Source organism: Humibacter sp. RRB41 (genome assembly GCF_022761015.1).
In the GTDB taxonomy this organism is placed as follows: Bacteria; Actinomycetota; Actinomycetes; order Actinomycetales; family Microbacteriaceae; genus Humibacter.
Genome location: NZ_JAKWJQ010000001.1, coordinates 958188 through 975852, shown reverse-complemented (window position 1 = coordinate 975852; position 17665 = coordinate 958188). Strand labels below are relative to the sequence as shown.

The 17665-nt window shown below is 67.2% G+C and carries 16 protein-coding genes; 4 read left to right on the top strand and 12 right to left on the bottom strand.

Features of this window, described 5'->3' with window-relative positions:
* Positions 1 to 59: 59 nt before the first annotated feature.
* The gene (locus MJ603_RS04735) at positions 60 to 800 is read left to right on the top strand and encodes an alpha/beta fold hydrolase (protein ID WP_243062492.1); all 741 of its coding nucleotides are present in this window, start codon (positions 60 to 62) and stop codon (positions 798 to 800) included.
* On the opposite strand, the gene MJ603_RS04730 is transcribed toward MJ603_RS04735, so the two are convergent.
* Together MJ603_RS04730 and MJ603_RS04725 are read right to left on the bottom strand one after the other, a co-directional pair.
* The gene (locus MJ603_RS04730; protein ID WP_243062491.1) at positions 767 to 2263 is read right to left on the bottom strand and encodes a carboxylesterase/lipase family protein; all 1497 of its coding nucleotides are present in this window, start codon (positions 2261 to 2263) and stop codon (positions 767 to 769) included. The two genes, MJ603_RS04735 and MJ603_RS04730, sit on opposite strands and share 34 nt — an antisense overlap.
* Before the next feature lie 92 nt (positions 2264 to 2355).
* The gene (locus MJ603_RS04725; protein WP_243062490.1) at positions 2356 to 3375 is read right to left on the bottom strand and encodes a glycerophosphodiester phosphodiesterase family protein; all 1020 of its coding nucleotides are present in this window, start codon (positions 3373 to 3375) and stop codon (positions 2356 to 2358) included.
* 120 nt (positions 3376 to 3495) lie between these two features.
* Between MJ603_RS04725 and MJ603_RS04720 the strand changes: the two genes are divergently transcribed.
* A complete protein-coding gene (locus MJ603_RS04720; RefSeq protein WP_243062489.1) occupies positions 3496 to 4350 on the top strand; it encodes a Bax inhibitor-1/YccA family protein in 855 nt (284 codons plus the stop codon).
* Between the two features lie 28 nt (positions 4351 to 4378).
* Entirely contained in the window at positions 4379 to 5032 is a 654-nt protein-coding gene (locus tag MJ603_RS04715; RefSeq protein ID WP_243062488.1) for a hypothetical protein, read from the top strand.
* An 85-nt stretch (positions 5033 to 5117) separates the two neighbouring features.
* On the opposite strand, the gene acs is transcribed toward MJ603_RS04715, so the two are convergent.
* The 7 genes from acs to MJ603_RS04680 form a co-directional block, all read right to left on the bottom strand.
* Positions 5118 to 7088 (bottom strand): acetate--CoA ligase, encoded by a 1971-nt coding sequence (acs, locus tag MJ603_RS04710; protein ID WP_243062487.1) that lies wholly within the window; start codon positions 7086 to 7088, stop codon positions 5118 to 5120.
* 11 nt (positions 7089 to 7099) lie between these two features.
* On the bottom strand, positions 7100 to 7705 hold the full coding sequence (locus MJ603_RS04705; RefSeq protein ID WP_243062486.1) for an acetate uptake transporter: 606 nt from the start codon (positions 7703 to 7705) through the stop codon (positions 7100 to 7102).
* Positions 7706 to 7922: 217 nt separating this feature from the next.
* Entirely contained in the window at positions 7923 to 9509 is a 1587-nt protein-coding gene (gene guaA / locus MJ603_RS04700) for a glutamine-hydrolyzing GMP synthase (protein ID WP_243062734.1), read from the bottom strand.
* On the bottom strand, positions 9505 to 10041 hold the full coding sequence (locus MJ603_RS04695) for a DUF3817 domain-containing protein (protein WP_243062485.1): 537 nt from the start codon (positions 10039 to 10041) through the stop codon (positions 9505 to 9507). The genes guaA and MJ603_RS04695 overlap by 5 nt, the downstream gene beginning before the upstream one ends.
* Before the next feature lie 4 nt (positions 10042 to 10045).
* Positions 10046 to 10927, bottom strand: coding sequence for an SURF1 family protein (locus MJ603_RS04690; protein ID WP_243062484.1), 882 nt, complete (start codon positions 10925 to 10927; stop codon positions 10046 to 10048).
* A 25-nt stretch (positions 10928 to 10952) separates the two neighbouring features.
* Positions 10953 to 12455 carry a cation:proton antiporter gene (locus MJ603_RS04685; protein WP_374230822.1) on the bottom strand — a complete coding sequence of 501 codons (1503 nt, stop codon included), beginning with the start codon at positions 12453 to 12455 and terminating at the stop codon, positions 10953 to 10955.
* Positions 12456 to 12457: 2 nt separating this feature from the next.
* Positions 12458 to 12988: a cation:proton antiporter regulatory subunit gene (locus MJ603_RS04680; protein WP_243062483.1), complete on the bottom strand. Its 531-nt coding sequence runs from the start codon at positions 12986 to 12988 to the stop codon at positions 12458 to 12460.
* A 322-nt stretch (positions 12989 to 13310) separates the two neighbouring features.
* On the opposite strand from MJ603_RS04680, the gene MJ603_RS04675 reads away from it, so the two are divergent.
* Positions 13311 to 14270: a hypothetical protein gene (locus MJ603_RS04675; protein ID WP_243062482.1), complete on the top strand. Its 960-nt coding sequence runs from the start codon at positions 13311 to 13313 to the stop codon at positions 14268 to 14270.
* Between the two features lie 141 nt (positions 14271 to 14411).
* Here the strand turns inward: MJ603_RS04675 and MJ603_RS04670 are convergent, their stop codons facing one another.
* From MJ603_RS04670 to MJ603_RS04660, 3 genes are all read right to left on the bottom strand, one after another.
* Positions 14412 to 16133: a glycerol-3-phosphate dehydrogenase/oxidase gene (locus MJ603_RS04670; protein WP_243062481.1), complete on the bottom strand. Its 1722-nt coding sequence runs from the start codon at positions 16131 to 16133 to the stop codon at positions 14412 to 14414.
* The gene (locus tag MJ603_RS04665; protein ID WP_243062732.1) at positions 16130 to 17251 is read right to left on the bottom strand and encodes a GuaB3 family IMP dehydrogenase-related protein; all 1122 of its coding nucleotides are present in this window, start codon (positions 17249 to 17251) and stop codon (positions 16130 to 16132) included. The genes MJ603_RS04670 and MJ603_RS04665 overlap by 4 nt, the downstream gene beginning before the upstream one ends.
* An 87-nt stretch (positions 17252 to 17338) precedes the next feature.
* Positions 17339 to 17629 carry a DUF2277 domain-containing protein gene (locus MJ603_RS04660; RefSeq protein ID WP_243062480.1) on the bottom strand — a complete coding sequence of 97 codons (291 nt, stop codon included), beginning with the start codon at positions 17627 to 17629 and terminating at the stop codon, positions 17339 to 17341.
* Positions 17630 to 17665 lie beyond the last annotated feature (36 nt).

The following is a 17665-nucleotide window of genomic DNA, read 5'->3' as shown; positions in this document are numbered from 1 at the left end:
GAGTACACGCCGAGTGCGCTTTCGACCGCGGTGTCGGTGGCTCGCGGCAGCATCTCCCCATGACAGACACCACGACGATCGTGCTCGTTCCCGGATTCTGGCTCGGCGGCTGGGCATGGGATGCCGTCGCCGAGCGGCTGCGCGATGACGGCTTCCCCGTCGTCGCGCTGACATTGCCCGGTCTCGAATCCGCCGATGCCGATCGATCCGGAGTGTCGCTCGCCGACCACGTCGGTGCCGTCACGGATGCCGTCCATACAGCCGACTCCTCCGTCGTGCTGGTCGGCCACAGCGGCGCAGGCGAGGTGATCACAGGTGCGGCGAATGCCGCTCCCGAGTCGATCGCCCGCCTCGTGTTCGTCGACAGTGGTCCGGCCGCTGACGGCCACGTCGGCTCGCAGGGCCTCGGCGAAGACGTGATCGAGATCCCCCTCCCCTCCTGGGACGAGCTCGAAGCGAACGGCTCGAGCCTTGGCGGACTCGACGACGATGCCCTCGAGCGATTCCGCTCGCGGGCCGTCCCACATCCCGCTGGGCCTGCGCGCGAGCCGCTCGTACTCCACGACGATCGCAGGCACGCCATACCCGTGACACTGATCTGTGCGTCGTTCCCGCGTGCGCAAGTGAAGGCGATGAAGGATGCCGGGCATCCATGGTTCGCGGAACTCGCCCGCTTCGACACCGTCGACTACGTCGACGTGCCGACCGGACACTGGCCGATGTGGTCGCGCCCCGACGACACGGCGGATGCCATCGCCGCGGTCGCCTACGCCGTCAGCAGCGGCCGCACCTCCGCATAGCCGTCCAGCACGACCGTCGACGGCGTGTCGAAGACGCGAGTCTCGCCGCGTTCGGCGGCGTAGCGCGGCCATCCGGGGTCACTGTCGCGCACGAACCGCACGGCGGCACCATGGATGTCGTCGGCAAGAGCCTGCGGCGGCCGGTCGCCCGCGATCGCATCCACCTTGTCTGCAGCGAGGCAGTCGAAGAAGAAGGGCACGTCATTGCAGTGCACGGCGATGCCGAAGTTCGGCGAGCGCCATGAGAACCGGTACAGCCAGGTGGGCGCAGCGCCCCTGGCCTGAGCGATCCGGAGCGCGTACACCCGGAACATCCGATCGGTGAGGTAGTGGCCGATGAACCGCGCAGTGCCGCGCTTAGCGACGTCGCGATTCGCGGCGCGATACGCCGAGCGTGCCGCGCCACGGAACCCGAGCTTGCCGAACAGGTAGCCCGCCGGAACCCAGCGCAGCTGGCGCTTCGCGACATCCAGCACCATCGAGAACTCGTCGTCGGTGGTGCCGAGCACCAGCGGCTTGTCTGCACCGACACCCTCGGCGAACGCGGCGAGCGCCGTCCGCGGCACGAGATCGCCGTCGATCACGGGTGTCAACGTGAGACCGCCGTCGATGAAGGACCGCAGACCGTCGACCGGGTCGCCCTCCAGCTCGGGCGACGTCAGCTGCTGCTGGAGCTCGAGGATGCGCTCCTCACTCAGCGCGGACAACCCGGCACGAGTCGGCTCGACACCGGCGGCAGCCGCGAGACGACGGGCGAACTTCTCGGCATCGACGACGGATGCCTGCGCGGCTACGCCCGAGACGCAGTACGCGGCGGTGAAGAGGGATTGCGCTGCGGGCATCGCGAGCAGCGTCAGCACGGCGCCGCCCCCTGCCGACTGGCCCGCGATCGTGACGCGGGCGGGATCCCCGCCGAACGCACCCACGTTGTCGCGCACCCACTCCAGCGCCAGCAGCCAGTCGAGAACGCCGCGATTCAGCGGGGCATCCTCGATCCAGCCGAAACCGTCGAAGCCCAGTCGATACGAGATCGACACGGTCACCACGTCGTCGCGGTTGAACGCCGCGCCGTCGTACCAGGGGCTAGCGGGCGAACCGGCGAAGAAGCCGCCGCCGTGGATGTACACCATGACGGGAAGGGCCGCTCCGCCGACGGGCGCCGGCGTGAAGACGTTGACGTTCAGGGTGGAATCGCCGGGGATGCTCGGTTCGGGAATGAGCGTCACGCCCGGGTCGCCGCGCTGGGCGGTCGCGCCGTACTCGAGGGCATCCAGCACGCCGTCCCACCGCCGATGGGCGACGGGCGCCGCGAAGCGCAGGTCGCCGATGGGCGCCTCGGCGAACGGGATGCCCAGAAAGGCCGCCGACGCGCCGGGACTCTCCGGGGCTCCGCGCCACCGGCCGCGCACGCTGCCGCTCGCGGTCTCGACGACGACGTACTCTGCGGCGCTCTGCTCCGGCATGCTTCTCCTCGCGACGATCTCAGACACGTGCGATGTCTCCGATACGAGTATCGGGCTTCAGTACGCACCCTGCGAACGAGCGGCGCGATAGGTCAGAGGGCGTCGCGCGCAACGACCGCAAGGTCCGGATGATCCGCGAAGACGCCGTCCACTCCCGTGGAGATGATCACCTCGAACTCGCGCTGCCAGTCGCCGAAGCGATCCGCGGGGCCGCCGCGCCGGAAACGCTTGGAAAGGAACCGGTTCTCGGGCCGCAGCGTCCAGGCATAGATCTCGAGGCCGACACCGTGCGCGCGATCGACCAGATCGGTCGTCCCGTCACCCGCGGCATCCAGCAGCAACGTCTTGCTCACGCTGATGCCGTCGAGAGCGGCGTCGCCCGTCGCGGTCGCCAGCGCGTAGAGCCCTGCGCCGTCGATCTCCTGCGCGTAGGTGCGCGCGGACGCACCGTCGCGGACGACGGCGTCGTATGGTGCTCCGCTCGCCTCGATGAGATAGACGATCTTGCCGCGAACCCCGCGCTCACGGATGCCCGCCAGCACCGTGCGTTCGAATGACTCGACCACGAGGCGGCTGGCACCGTCCTTCCAGCCGGAGTCCCGCATGACCGCGGCGAACAGCTCGTCGAGCGGCAGACCGAGATCGTGGAAGTAGCTGGCGTGCTTGAGTTCCGCGACGATGCCGAGTGCTCGCCCCACCCGCTCGGATTCGGCGTCGACCAGCTCGAACAGCTGGGAGAGACGCATCAGCGGATACCTGCCGTCGAAGCTGGAGCTCGCCTGCCGCAGTCCGGGCAGCCGCTCGACGGCGCGCAAGGTGGACAGCTCCGCCCAGGTGAAGTCCTCGGTGAACCAGCCGGTGTGCTTGAGGCCGTCGACCACCTTCGTGGTGCGCAAGTGCTCGAACTCCTTGCGGGAGGCCACGTCGGTGGTGGCCGAGATCTCGTTCTCGTGCCTGATCACGAGCACGCCGTCCTTCGTCGCCACGATGTCGGGCTCGACCGCATCGGCCCCGAGCGCGAACGCGAGCTCGTACGACGCTCGGGTGTGCTCAGGCCGATACCCGGGCGCACCCCTATGGCCGACGATCAAGGGAGACGACGGGGTGCGCATGCGCAGATCTTAGCCAGGCGGCATACCGAGTCCGTGAACGCCGTCATATCCTTCGCGTGCGCCGCGTTTGCTCAGCGGAACCCCAGCCCTCGACGGCGCGCCGTCCGGTAACGTTGATTCATGGCCCTCTCCAATCCTGCTTTCTCGCGCAATCCGGCGTTCAAGCCGAACTCTCCCGTCGACGGCGCAACGGTTGCGACGGAGACCAACGCACTCGCTACTGCCGACGGCATCCAATCGCTCTACGAGGCTCCGGCAGCGACCTCGGCCGACACCGGCCGCATGACCTACGAAGACACCGTCGTGAAGACGGTGCTGCTGTTCGTCGTGATCCTCGCCACCGCGGCGGTCGGCTGGTTCTTCCCCGTGCTGATGCTGCCGGGTGCCATCGTCGGCCTCGTACTCGGTCTGGTGAACTCGTTCAAGCGCACGCCTTCGCCCGCGCTCATCCTGCTCTATGGCGCGGCGCAGGGACTCTTCATCGGCGGCATCTCCGCCCTGTTCGAGAGCCTCTGGAACGGCGTCGTCATTCAGGCGGTCATCGCCACGTTGGCCGTCTTCGCGATCACGCTCGTGCTGTTCTCGTTCGGCAAGGTGCGCGCATCCGCTCGGGCCACCAAGGTGTTCCTCGTCGCGATCATCGGTTACGCGCTGTTCGGCATCGTGAACCTCGTCGTGATGATGTTCGGCGGTTTCAGCCAGTCGTCCACCGGCGGCCCGTTCGGCATCTACTCCATGCCCCTGCCGTGGCTGTTCGGCATTCCGCTTGGCGTGATCATCGGCATCGTCGCCGTGCTGCTCGCGGCGTACTCGCTCGTGCTCGACTTCGACTTCATCCAGAACGGTGTTCGCAACCGCGCGCCGCGGGTGATGGGCTGGTACGGCGCGTTCGGCTTGGCCGTCACGCTCATCTGGCTGTACGTCGAGTTCCTGCGTCTCTTCGCGATCCTCGCGGGCGGCGGCGGCCGCAGTTGATCCGTTCCCGCTGCTGAAGCCGCACTCGGTGATCCCGAACAGCGACCCCGCCGCGGTCTCGCACATCGAGCACGGCCCCGGCACGGGCATCCTGGCCCGCCCCGATCGTGTACGCGACGAGCCACGCCTGAGAGTCGAGCGCAACGGCGACATCATGCTCGGCGACCGGCAGATCTCCGAGGTCGAGCTGCGGCGCATCCTGACCGCGCAGGGTCTCGTGCTGCCGGTGCCGACGAAGGCGACCTACGACCAGACCACCGACGACCTCACCGGATGGCGCTTCATGCTCGCCCCGCGCTGGCTCGGCATGACGGTTGCAGTGATCGGGTATGCATCGATCGGCATCGCCGTGATCGCTGCAGCGATCGGCTGGATCGTCACCGATGTGCGGCACGGCAGGGTCAACTCGATCGACTCGCCGATGGCCTACATCGTCGGCGCGTTGCTCTACCTCACGGTCGGCGTCTGGATCTTCGTCTGGGTGGTGCGCGAGAAGCATCAGAAGGTCAACCGGTTCGATCCGCGCATCTGGATCAGCGAGCTGCGACGCATCCGCAAACAGGCGAGCAAGCCGCTCGACGACTCCGAGATCGAAGACCGCATCGTGGACGGCTGGTATGCGGCCATGCCGCCACGGTCGACGCTGACCTCAGCGGATGCCGCGCCTCCCGTGAACGATTGACCACACCGCGCCCCTGCACTCCACTGGTTGTTCGGGGCGCGCGGGGCGACGGATGCCTGCGACGCGTGCCGCAGGCATCCGCGCGTCAATCCTCGTCGTGCCTGCCGCTGGCCATGCCCTCCTTGATGGCATCCATCACCGTGGAATCCGCCAGCGTCGAGACGTCGCCGACCTCGCGGTTCTCTGCGACGTCGCGCAACAGGCGTCGCATGATCTTGCCACTGCGGGTCTTGGGCAACTCGGCAACGATCATGATCTGTCGCGGCCGGGCGATCTTGCCGATCTGCGTCGCGACGTGCTCGCGCAGCTCGGCGACGGCATCCTCACCGCCGTCGCCCGCCTCGGCCCGCAGGATCACGAACGCCACGATCGCCTGACCGGTGATCTCGTCGCTCGCCCCGACGACGGCCGCCTCGGCGACGATCGGGTGGGAGACGAGCGCCGACTCGATCTCGGTGGTGGAGAGCCGGTGGCCGGAGATGTTCATCACGTCGTCAACGCGACCGAGCAGCCAGAGGTCGCCGTCCTCGTCCTTCTTCGCGCCGTCCCCGGCGAAGTACACGCCGGGAAAACGCGACCAGTACGTCGACAGGTAGCGATCGTCGTCGCCCCAGATCGTGCGCAGCATGCTGGGCCACGGCTCGGTGATGACGATGTAACCGCCCTCGCCGTTCGGCACCGGCTCGCCCGACTCGCTGTAGACATCCACGCTGATGCCGGGCAGCGCACGCATCGCGGCCCCCGGCTTGCCGTGTGTGACGCCGGGAAGCGGACTGACCATGATCGCGCCGGTCTCGGTCTGCCACCAGGTGTCGACAACCGGCGTCGTGTCATGTCCGACGTGGTGCCGGTACCAGACGTACGCCTCAGGATTGATGGGCTCACCCACCGACCCGATCAGACGCAGGCTCGACAGCTCGTACTTCGCCGGAATCTGCGCTCCCCACTTCATCAGCGTGCGGATGGCCGTCGGCGCGCAATAGAGCTGCGTCACGTGGTACTTGTCGATGATCTCCCACCACCGGCCCTGATGCGGTGAATCCGGCGTTCCCTCGTAGAGCACGGATGTCGCGCCATTAGCGAGCGGTCCGTAGACGATGTAGCTGTGGCCTGTGACCCAGCCGATGTCGGCGGCCGTCCAATAGACATCCTCGGCGGGCTTCAGGTCGAACACCGCCCAGTGCGTGTAAGCGGCGCCCGTCAGGTAGCCGCCCGAGGTGTGCAGAATGCCCTTCGGCTTGCCGGTCGTTCCCGAGGTGTACATGACGTACAGCGGATGCTCCGCGTCGAAGCTCTGCGCCTCGTGCACGGGCGATGCGGCGTCGACGACGTCGTGCCACCAGACGTCCCGCCCATCAACCCACTCGACGTCACCACCGGTGCGTCTGACGACCAGTACGGTGTCGACGTCTGCGCCGTCGGCGATCGCCTTGTCGACGGCCGGCTTGAGCGGAGCGGGATTCCCCTTGCGGAAGGCCCCGTCGGCCGTGATGACGACGCGTGCAGAGCAGTCCTCGATCCTGGTGCGCAGAGCCTCTGCCGAGAAGCCTCCGAACACGACGGTGTGCGGCGCTCCCAACCGGGCGCAGGCGAGCATGGCCACCACTGTCTCGGGAATCATCGGCATGTAGATGGCGACACGATCGCCCTCCTTCACGCCCAGGTCGGTCAGGGCGTTCGCCGCCTTGCAGACGAACTCGGTCAGTTCGCGGTAGGTGATCACACGGGAATCACCGCGGTCGCCCTCGAAGTAGTAGGCGACCCTGTCGCCGTACCCGGCGGCGACGTGGCGGTCGAGGCAATTGACCGCCACGTTCAGGCGTCCGCCCGTGAACCATTTCGCGAACGGCGGGTTCGACCAGTCGAGCACCTCATCCCACGGCGTGTCCCACTGCAGCCGGCGTGCTTGCGTCTCCCAGAAGAGCAGGCGGTCGGCGGCGGCGCGATCGTAGGCATCCGCCGTGACGTTCGCGTTCGCAGCGAGTTCGGGCGGCGGGGCGAATCGGCGGTTCTCATGCAGCAGGTTCTCGATGGTTGGATCTGTGTTCTGAGCCATTGACGCTGCCCCTAGGCTCGTACGCCGAGCGGCAGCACCGTGCGCTTGAACGTGAAGTTCGTGACTGTTGCGAACGATCCGTACCAGGCGAGGAGCGCGGTGATGAGGCCGAGGTATCCGCCGACGTAGTTCCATGGGCTCGCTGCGATCCACGCGCCGAGCATCAGCGCCAGGAAGGTCAGGGTCAGCGCGACGAAGACGAGGAACACGACGATGTTCGTTCGCCATGCCGCGATCATCATGTAGCAGGTGAAGATCGCCCAGGCCAGCAGGTAGAGCCCAACGCCCTTGGTCGCGTCTGATCCGAGCTTGGTCGCGGTGTTCAGGTACCAGAACGACAGCCAGAACAGACCGTATGAACTGAACGCGACGGCCCCGAACGTGTTGTGGTTCGCGAATTCCCAGACCCCCGCGATCACCTGACCGACGCCGCCATAGAACATGGCGAGGCCGAACACGACGGGCGTGACGTCGGCGGGCAGCCATCCGGCGTTGATGGCGCTCAGCACGAACGTCGTCATCGCGAAGGCTCCGAGACCGAGGGCAGCAGGGTCTCCGAATGGAACGGGTTTCGCCGCGACCGCAGCCGGGGCGGACTCAGTGATGTGTGTCGACATTGAAGGCGACTCCTCTGAATACGGATCGGCACCATTGCCGGTCACCTGATTGCCACCGTACGCTCAGGCGGTTTTCAGGTCTATAGGCAAGCTATCCAATTCGCATGCGAATTCACGCAGGAATCGAACGGGCGTCAGCCCTTCCGCGCCTCGCCGGTGGATGGTCCTATGGACATCCAGCGGGGTGCGGTCGCTACCGATCAGCGGGATGCGCTCGCTACTCCCACTCGATGGTTCCCGGGGGCTTCGACGTGACGTCGAGCACCACCCGGTTCACCTCGTCGACCTCGTTCGTGATGCGGTTCGAGATGCGGGCCAGCACGTCGTACGGCAGGCGCGTCCAGTCGGCCGTCATGGCATCCTCGGAGCTCACGGGACGTAGCACGATCGGATGCCCGTACGTGCGCCCGTCCCCCTGCACACCCACCGACCGCACGTCGGCCAGCAGCACGACGGGGCACTGCCAGATCTGGGCGTCGAGGCCGGCGGCGGTCAGCTCGTGCCTCGCGATGGCATCCGCTTTGCGCAGCAGCTCGAGCCGCTCGCGCGTCACATCGCCGACGATGCGGATGCCCAGCCCTGGTCCAGGGAACGGCTGGCGCGACACGATGACCTCGGGCAGGCCGAGCTCACGGCCCACGGCCCGCACCTCGTCCTTGAACAACGCACGGAGCGGTTCGACGAGTTCGAACTGCAGGTCTTCTGGCAACCCGCCCACGTTGTGGTGACTCTTGATGTTCGCCGTGCCGGTGCCGCCGCCGGACTCGACGACGTCCGGGTACAGCGTGCCCTGCACGAGGAAGCGAACTGGGTCTCCGTCGGCAGCAGCCTCCGCGACGAGCTCGGCCTGGGCCCGCTCGAACGTGCGGATGAACTCGCGCCCGATGATCTTGCGCTTCTGCTCGGGGTCGCTGACTCCGGCGAGCGCGTCGAGGAAGACATCCGCAGCGTCGATCGTGATCAGCCGAACGCCCGTCGAGGCGACGTAGTCGTTCTCGACCTGTTCGCGCTCGTCTTGACGCAGCAGCCCGTGGTCCACGAACACGCAGGTGAGCTGGTCGCCGACCGCCTTGTGCACGAGTGCAGCAGCGACGGCGGAGTCCACGCCGCCGGAGAGCCCGCAGATCACGCGTGCCGTGCCGACCTGGGCACGGATCGCAGCAACCTGCTGCTCGATGACGTTCTCGCTGTTCCACTCGGCAGGGATGCCGGCAGCACGGTGCAGGAAGTTCTCCAGCACGGCCTGCCCGTACGTCGAGTGCCTGACCTCCGGATGCCACTGCACGCCGTACAGGCGGCGCTCGTCGTTCGCGAAGGCGGCGACCGGTGTCGAGTCCGAGGACGCGAGCACGTCGAAGCCCTGCGGTGCCTTCGTGACCGAGTCGCCATGGCTCATCCAGGTCGTCTGGTCGGAGGGCTGGTCGGCCAGCAGCGTGCCGGAATCGCTGACGCGAACATCCGTCGAGCCGTACTCGCGCGCTCCGGTCTTCGAGACCTCGCCGCCGAGACTCGCCGCCATCACCTGGAAGCCGTAGCAGATGCCGAGGGTGGGCACGCCGAGGTCGAAGATCTCGGAGTCGAAGCTGGGCGCCCCCGGTTCGTACACGCTCGACGGTCCGCCGGAGAGCACGATGCCCACCGGGTTCTTCGCGGCCACCTCCGCGGCTGTGATCGTGTGCGGCACGATCTCGGAGTACACGGATGCCTCGCGCACGCGTCGTGCGATCAGCTGCGCGTACTGCGCGCCGAAGTCGACGACGAGAACCGGGCGATTGCTGTCGTGGCGCTCGTTCTGCTCGCTAATGGGATGCCTCCACCGGGGTCTGCGATGCCTTGGCAGGAACGGGGTTCTCGGCGAGGAACTTCTTCACCTGCCTGGTGATGAAGTGCTCGACGATGAACGACATGAACGGAACGACGCCACCGAGCGCGATCTGCACGAACTTGGTGAACGACATGCGCATGAGCGACCACAGCCTGAAGTCGGCGATCAGATAGAGCACGTACAGCCATCCGTGCGCGATCAGGATGCCCGTCGACACGTCGAATCCGCCGATGCTCGCATTCTCGGGCGTGTACGCGACGAGGGAGAGGAACCCCTGCCCCGGCGCGAACGCGTACACCGAGTACCCGACCCCGTACTTCAGGATCATCTCGGCCACCAGCAGCAGCAGCATGATTCCGGTGATGTAGGCGGTCACCTGGTAGAACTTCAGCGCACCGGGGATCTTGGGGATGTCCACGAGGCGCGGCCTCGCGGAATTGGCCGACCTGAGCTGCTCGATGGTGCGTTTGAGGAGGCTCGAGCCGTCCTCGTTCGCGGGGGGATTCGGCATGGTCTCAGTCTAGTTTCTGTCCGGATGCCGACTCGCTGGGAGCCGAGCCCCTCGCCACCGCCCACGCGGCCATCGCCGCCTCGTAGTCGGCCTCGTCGTCTTCGCGCTGCTTCTCCCAGGCATCCCTCACGACCCGGTACCAGAGGAAGATCGCGAAGCCGGCGAAGATCGCCCACTCGGCCGCGTAGAAGATGTTCAGCCAGTCGACTGTCGCCTGCTCGACGGGGCGCGGCGAGTAGATGGCGGTCAGCCCCGCCGGCGGAGTGCCGTGCTCGACGAGGTAGGAGCTGTAGACGTCCGAGTCGCCGAGGCCGTGCCATAGGTTGACCAGGGCGGCCACCGACATGTCCTTCATCTCGAACGGGTCGCCGCCGGATTTCGGCGCCTCCGGCGCTTCTGTGGGCAGCAGACGCCCGACGAGCGTGACCGTCGTGGCGGGCTGCGAGCTCAGCTCGGCGATGGCATCCTTCGCCTTCTGCTCGGTCGGGGCCCAGCCCCGTGCAACGGCGAGCTGTGCGGTCTTACCGTCTTTGTCCTTGTCGGTCGGGGTGAATCGCGCCGTCACCCAGTAGCCCGCCGTGCCGTTGTTGAGTCTGCCGACGAGCATGCCGTAGTCGCCGGGGGCGAACGTGCCCGTCGCGTGAACGAGCTGGCCGTCACCCACCGACGTCGCGGCGCCGTTCACGCGGGCCACGTCGTTCAGCGGCTTCACCGACTCGGTCGCACGCTCGACGACGTGGCCAGACTGCACGGCACGCTCCAGCTGCCATTGGCCGAGCCACGCGAATGCCCCGGCGATGACCAAGGCGAGGAGAAGTGCGGCGATCCACTTCGGTCGCACCATCGTGCGTCCGAGCGTCTCGATGTGCGGCGGTGTGGGTCGCACCACCTGCTGGGTGTCACCGGAGATGTCAGTTCTGCTTTCGTCTGTCGTTCGGATCCGTTCGCCCGGTCTGCCGCATCGCCTCTTCGACCACGCGGTCGATTGCGGCGCGCGTCGGCTCGTCGGGCTCGTCGGCCCCTTCGCCGTCTGTCACGCCCTGGGTCGCGGCATCCACCAACGCGGCTTCCTCGTCGAGCACGGGGTTGTGCGGCTTGGGCGGGCGGCGGCGGATGGGGCGGATCAGTGCAGTGCCGATCCTCTCAGAGTTAGCTGCGAGAACCGGTCCGAGGATGGCCATGATGAGCACGTAGAGTCCGGCGAACGGTTCTAGCTTCTCGTTGAGGCCTGCCGCCAGCGACAGGGTCGCGAGGATCAGGGTGAACTCGCCTCTGTTCATCAGGATGGCGGCGATGTTCAAGCCGGCCCTGGCATCCATCTTGTTGAACAGGGCTATCAGCTCGCCTGAGACAACGTTCAGCACGACCGTGAGAACGATGGCGATGAGCACAACCCAGACGACGCTGCCGAACTGGGCGATGTTCAGCGCTAGTCCGAAGTTGAGAAAGAAGAACGCGGCGAACACGTCGCGCAGCGGTATCGAGATGCGTTCGACCTTGCCCGAGAACCGTGTGGCGCCCAGCACGAGGCCGATCAGGAACGCGCCGATGGCATCCGTCACCCCGATCAGCTCGCCGAGGCCCGCGAACAGCAGCGCGAGACCGAAGAACAGAATCGTGAACAGCTCGTCGTCACGAGTTCGGAACAGCCCCGAGACCACGCGGCCGCCCCAGCGGGCGATGGAGAACATCGCCACCAGGAACACCGCGGCGATCGACAGTTGCAGCACAATCGGCCAGAACTCGGTCTTGCCGCTCAGCACGACCGAAACGATGGCGAGATAGACGGCGATGAAGACGTCGCCGATCACGGTCGCGCCCAGGATGGCCGGGGTCTCCTTGTTCGCCAGCCGGCCGAGCTCGATCAGCATCTTCGTGATGATCGCGCTCGACGACGTGCCCACCATGCCGGCGATGATGAGCGCCTCGCGGGTGCCCCAGCCGACGAACTCGCCGAACAGGAAGCCGACGCCCATGTTCAGCACGATGTACGTGCCGCCCGAGATGAGCAGACGCCCCGCGTTGCCGAAGAACTCGTCTTGGTCGAACTCCAACCCGAGGTTGAACAGCAGCAGGATCAGACCGAAGACCGCGATCAGGCTGATGTCGGCCGAGTCGAAGTTGAGGGGGAAGAAACCGGTGTGCGGGCTGGCGAGCAGGCCGACGACCATGTAGATCGGGATGGCCGGCAGCCCGATCATCTTGCCGAGCCGGCCGAGTCCGTACGCGATGACGAACAGGGCGCCGAGCACCATGAGGTCGGTGGCCAGGGAGGCATGCTCGGTCGCTGCCATCATGAGCGGGCCGAGGCGGGCATCCGGATGTGCCGTCAGGGCCGCGGAGGACGCGTCAAGACGAGCGACAACGTCGTCACCGAAGGAGGAGAACAAGGCGGGCGCGGCGGCGACGGACACTGTCACACTCCGGGCGGCGCGTCGGCCAGGGCCGGCTTGGAGACCTCACCCGTGCGGAAGTATGTGAACGCCTTGGCGACCTTCTCCGGCGCACCGGCGACGACGAGCGTGTCGCCAGGGAACACCTTGAAGTCGGCGGCGGGCGCCGGGTTCGTGGAGTCGCCGCGCACGACGGCGACGACGGTGAGCCCGACCATGCCGAGCTCTGCCGGTCGGCCGAGGCGCTGGCCGGCGATGTAATCCTCGTAGTCGACGGTGAACCAGTCGATGGAGAGACCCGGAATCTGGTCGAGAGCGGTCAGCGACTCCGTGATCTGTGTGCCGCCGAGCAGCTCGGCGAGCGTGTGCGCCTCGTCTTCGCTGAGACGAAGCGAGACCTTCGTCACATTGGCCGTGTCTTCGTCATCAGAGAAGGTGATCAGGTCTGAATGCCCTGAGCGGTGAGCGATCACACCGACTTTGCCGCCGTCGTCCGTGACGAAGGTGTGCAGCACTCCCACTCCGGGAAGCTTCACCCGTCGAACGTCAACCATCGTGTGGACTCCCGTGTATCTGCGTTACTGCAAGTCTAGCCAGCCCGCCGCGACGCGCAGCCCGCTGCCGCTCCGCCCACGGTGAACGCAGGCTGGCGCCCGCGCCCGTCCATCCGTCATCCGTCCATTCGCGGCACTTTGCGCAGGCACGCGGGCCATCGGCACCCGCGGATCGCGCAAAGTGCCGCCGATGGGCGAACTGGGCTCGAGGATGGGCGCGGTGGGCAGTTCCACGGGGCCACAAGTCTCCACAGGATGCTGCAGTCCACAGGATTCGGTTGGGAACGTCCAGACGCTCCGACGACCGGCATCCTGATGCACAATGGACCTCGAAACCCTTGAGGCTCTGACGGACAACGATCTCATCCTCGCCCGAGACGCGCGAGCGCACGGCCTCGGCGACCACCTGCGGCATGCCTCGGATCGCGGAAGGTTCGTGCGAATTCGTCGTGGTGCGTACGTCGCAACCAGCAGGTGGCAGAAGCTCGGCGTCGAGGAGCGGCACTCGCTCGTTGTGCACGCCGTGCACGCCACGCGCGAGAGACCAGTCGTCTTCTCGCACTGGTCCGCAGCAGTCGCATGGGGATTGCCCGTCGTCGGTGGCCGACTTGGATCGGTGCACGTCATCGAGGACACCGCGGCGGGAGGGCGGTCCGGCAGCGGTATCGTCCGCCATCCGGGGCTGGAACGGCTCGCACCGCAGACGCATCGCGGCCTTGCCGTAACGAGCGTCGTCGACACGGTGATCGACATCGCGTCGACGAGTCCCTTCGCGGCGGCCGTTGCCGTCGCGGACGCCGCCCTTCACGTTCCGCGACGAGGCTCGGCGATGTGCTCACGCGAGGAGCTGATGCAGGACCTCGAACGATTGCGAGGCCGCAAGGGCGAGCGCCGGGCCTTCGCTGTCGTGAGATTCGCGGACGGACGAGCCGAGAGCCCCGGTGAGTCCACCAGCCGAGCGAACATCCACCTGGGCGGATTCATCGCGCCCGATCTGCAATGTGCCATCTACGACGCGGCGGGGCTCATCGGATACACCGACTTCTACTGGGAGAGCGTCCGGCTGGTGGGCGAGTTCGACGGTGCAGGCAAGTACTTGAAGGAGGAATACCTGCGCGGCAGAAGCACGGCCGACGTCGTCCTCGCCGAGAAGAAGCGAGAGGATCGGCTACGTGCTATCGGCCTCGGCGTCGCACGGTGGGATTGGGATGTCGCACTTCACCCCGACCGGTTGTATCGACGACTCGCCGAAGCCAATGTGCCACGCGTCCGTCGTCGGTGACCACCGCGCGGCGTCATGGCGATGATCCGCTGCGGTTCGAGCGATCCGCGGGTGCTGATGACCCGCGTGTCTGCGCAAACTGCCGCGGACGGGGTGGACGGCCGGGGTAAGCGGAACGGGGAGTGCGGGATGGCCACCGCTCTACGGGATGTCGGGGGCCTCCAGGCGCACCCGGTCGGCGGAGGCGTCGTCGGGCTGCTCCTGCGACTCGCGCTCGGCGATGACGCGGCGCAGATAGTACGCGATCTCGCGCTCGATGCGCTCCTCGTCCCAGCCGAGTTCCCCACCCATCAAGCGGGCGGCGACCGGTGCAGCGGAGACGCCGCGATCCCACGCCTCGATCGAGATGCGGGTGCGGCGCGCGAGAACGTCGTCCACGTGCAGCGCACCCTCGTGGGATGCCGCGTACACCACCTCCGCGGCCAGATAATCGTCCGCACCTGGCAGCGGATCAGCCAGTTCGGGGCGCTGCGCGATCAGATCGAGCACCTCCTGGGCGAGCGTGCCATAGCGGTTGAGCAGGTGCTCGACGCGCGTGACATGGATGCCCGCCCGCCGCGCGATCCGCGCTCTCTTGTTCCACGCTGCGCGGTATCCCTCAGCGCCGACGAGCGGGATCTCGGCGGTGGCGGATGCCGGCACCTTGCCATCGAGGGCGCTCGCGGCCGCGTCGATGGCATCCTTCGCCATGACCCGGTACGTCGTCCACTTGCCGCCGGCGATCACCACGAGCCCGGGAACGGCGTGCGCGACGATGTGCTCGCGCGACAGCTTGGACGTCTCGTCGGACTCGCCCGCCAGCAACGGTCGCAGTCCAGCGTAGACACCCTCGACATCCTCTCGCGTGAGCGGGATGCCCAGCACGGCGTTCACATGAGCCAGCAGGTAGTCGATGTCGGCCGCCGTCGCCGCGGGGTGCGATTTGGAGAGGTGCCAGTCCGTGTCGGTCGTGCCGATCAGCCAGTGACGTCCCCACGGAATGATGAACAGCACGCTCTTCTCGGTGCGCAGCAGAAGTCCAGCGCCGGACTGGAACCTGTCGCGCGGAACGACGAGGTGGATGCCCTTCGACGCCCGCACCTTGAACTTGCCCCGTTCGCCGACCAGCGACTGCGTGTCGTCGGTCCACACGCCCGTGGCGTTCACGACCTGCTTGGCGCGGATCTCGAACAGCTCGTCGGTCTCCTTGTCGCGGGCCTGCACGCCGACCACGCGCTCACCGACCTTGAGGAATCCTTCGACGCGCACCCGATTCGCGACGTGCGCTCCGTAGTGCGCGGCGGTGCGGGCAAGAGACGCGACGTAACGCGCATCATCCACCTGGGCGTCGTAGTAGGTGATGCCGCCGATGTACGAATCCCCGGCCAGTGACGGCGCGAGTTTGCGCACCTGGGCGCGGGACAGGTGCCTGTGGTGCGGCACGCCCGGCGGACGTCCGCCGGTGTAGCTGAAGAGGTCGTAGAGCAGCATGCCGCTGCCGATGTAGAACCGCTCGATGATGCGGCGCTTCAGCGGGTACAGAAAACGCACCGGCTTCACCAGGTGCGGCGCCAGCAGCTGCAGCAGCAGTCCGCGTTCGATGAGTGCTTCACGCACCAGCCTGAAGTCGAGCTGCTCGAGGTATCGGATGCCTCCGTGCACGAGCTTCGACGAGCGGCTCGACGTGCCGGATGCCCAGTCACGCTGCTCGACGAGTCCGACGCTCAGCCCTCTGGTGACGGCGTCGAGGGCGGAACCCGTCCCGACGATTCCGCCGCCGATGACGAGTATGTCCAGCTCCTCGGCCTGCAGCGCCGCGATCGCGTCAGCACGGGCAGCGGGGCCGAGCGTCGACGACTGCGAGATCGGCTCCTTCGCGCTCATCGTCCGACCTGGTATGGCGCGACGACGACCTCGACGCGCTGGAATTCCTTGAGGTCCGAATATCCGGTGGTGGCCATCGAGCGCCTGAGCGCTCCGACGAGGTTGGCCGTGCCGTCAGCGACTGTCGCCGGGCCGTACAAGATCTCTTCCAGGGTTCCGGTCTGACCGACCTCCACGCGGTGGCCGCGCGGCAGCTGCGGGTGGTGCGCCTCAGCGCCCCAGTGCCAACCGCCGCCCGGGGCATCCGTGGCCCGCGCGAGAGTCGTGCCGAGCATGACGGCATCCGCTCCGCACGCCACCGCCTTGACGATGTCGCCGGATGAACCGAGGCCGCCGTCGGCGATCACGTGCACGTAGCGTCCGCCTGACTCGTCCAGGTAGTCGCGGCGTGCGCCCGCGACGTCCGCCACGGCAGTGGCCATCGGAGCATGGATGCCAAGGGTCGCCCTGGTCGTCGACGCCGCGCCCCCGCCGAACCCGACGAGCACGCCTGCCGCGCCGGTGCGCATCAGGTGCAGCGCGGCGGTGTAGGTGGCGGCCCCGCCGACGACGACCGGCACGTCGAGTTCGTAGATGAACTTCTTCAGGTTGAGCGGCTGCTGGTTCTTCGAGACGTGCTCGGCCGACACGGTGGTGCCGCGGATGACGAAGAGATCGACGCCCGCGTCGACAACGGTCTGGTAGAACTCCTGCGTGCGCTGCGGCGACAGGGATCCGGCGACAGTGACTCCCCCAGCCCTGATCTCGGCGAGCCTGTCGCGGATCAGCTCGGCCTTGATCGGCTCGGCATAGATCTGCTGCATGCGTGTCGTCGCCTTGTCCGCCGGCAGGTTGCGGATCTCAGCGAGCACCGGCTCCGGATCTTCGTAGCGCGTCCAGACGCCCTCGAGGTCGAGCACGCCGAGCCCGCCGAGCTGACCGATCATGACGGCGGTCGCAGGCGAGACAACGGAGTCCATCGGCGCCGCGAGGAACGGAATCTGGAACGTGTACGCGTCGATCGTCCACGACACGGAAACGTCCTCGGGGTCGCGTGTGCGCCTGCTCGGAACCACTGCCACATCGTCGAACGCGTACACGCGACGCGCACGCTTGGCCCGGCCGATCTCGATCTCCATGCTCACCTCGCAAGCCTAGTTGGGGCGGAGATGAAAGGCATGCCGGTCACTTCGCTGCTCGACGGGCGAAGGCGGGTGCCGCGCGCGTCAGGACGCAGCGGGCACCGCGGCGTAGCGACCGGAGCGCACGGCCCTCGCCCGAGCCTTCTCGGCCTCTTCCTCACGGTTCTTGGGCGGAGTGGTGGCGACGAGATCGTCGAGCAGGTGCTGGGTGAGGTGCGCGATCTCGTGAACGGCGCGATCGAACGCATCCTGATTCGCCTTCGACGGCTTCGTCGTACCGGCGATCTTGCGCACGTACTGCAGCGCGGCGGCATTCACCTCGTCGGAGGTGGCGGCCGGCTCGAAATTGTGGAGGGTGTGGATGTTGCGGCACATGCCGCCGAGGATAGGCGCGTTGCATCCATAAGCAAA

Coding starts and splice junctions, on each gene's coding strand:
- MJ603_RS04735 (WP_243062492.1), top strand. CDS start 60: ATGACAGACACCACGACGATCGTGCTCGTTCCCGGATTCTGGCTCGGC.
- MJ603_RS04730 (WP_243062491.1), bottom strand. CDS start 2,263: ATGCCGGAGCAGAGCGCCGCAGAGTACGTCGTCGTCGAGACCGCGAGC.
- MJ603_RS04725 (WP_243062490.1), bottom strand. CDS start 3,375: ATGCGCACCCCGTCGTCTCCCTTGATCGTCGGCCATAGGGGTGCGCCC.
- MJ603_RS04720 (WP_243062489.1), top strand. CDS start 3,496: ATGGCCCTCTCCAATCCTGCTTTCTCGCGCAATCCGGCGTTCAAGCCG.
- acs (WP_243062487.1), bottom strand. CDS start 7,088: ATGGCTCAGAACACAGATCCAACCATCGAGAACCTGCTGCATGAGAAC.
- MJ603_RS04705 (WP_243062486.1), bottom strand. CDS start 7,705: ATGTCGACACACATCACTGAGTCCGCCCCGGCTGCGGTCGCGGCGAAA.
- MJ603_RS04695 (WP_243062485.1), bottom strand. CDS start 10,041: ATGCCGAATCCCCCCGCGAACGAGGACGGCTCGAGCCTCCTCAAACGC.
- MJ603_RS04680 (WP_243062483.1), bottom strand. CDS start 12,988: ATGGTTGACGTTCGACGGGTGAAGCTTCCCGGAGTGGGAGTGCTGCAC.
- MJ603_RS04675 (WP_243062482.1), top strand. CDS start 13,311: ATGGACCTCGAAACCCTTGAGGCTCTGACGGACAACGATCTCATCCTC.
- MJ603_RS04670 (WP_243062481.1), bottom strand. CDS start 16,133: ATGAGCGCGAAGGAGCCGATCTCGCAGTCGTCGACGCTCGGCCCCGCT.
- MJ603_RS04665 (WP_243062732.1), bottom strand. CDS start 17,251: ATGGAGATCGAGATCGGCCGGGCCAAGCGTGCGCGTCGCGTGTACGCG.
- MJ603_RS04660 (WP_243062480.1), bottom strand. CDS start 17,629: ATGTGCCGCAACATCCACACCCTCCACAATTTCGAGCCGGCCGCCACC.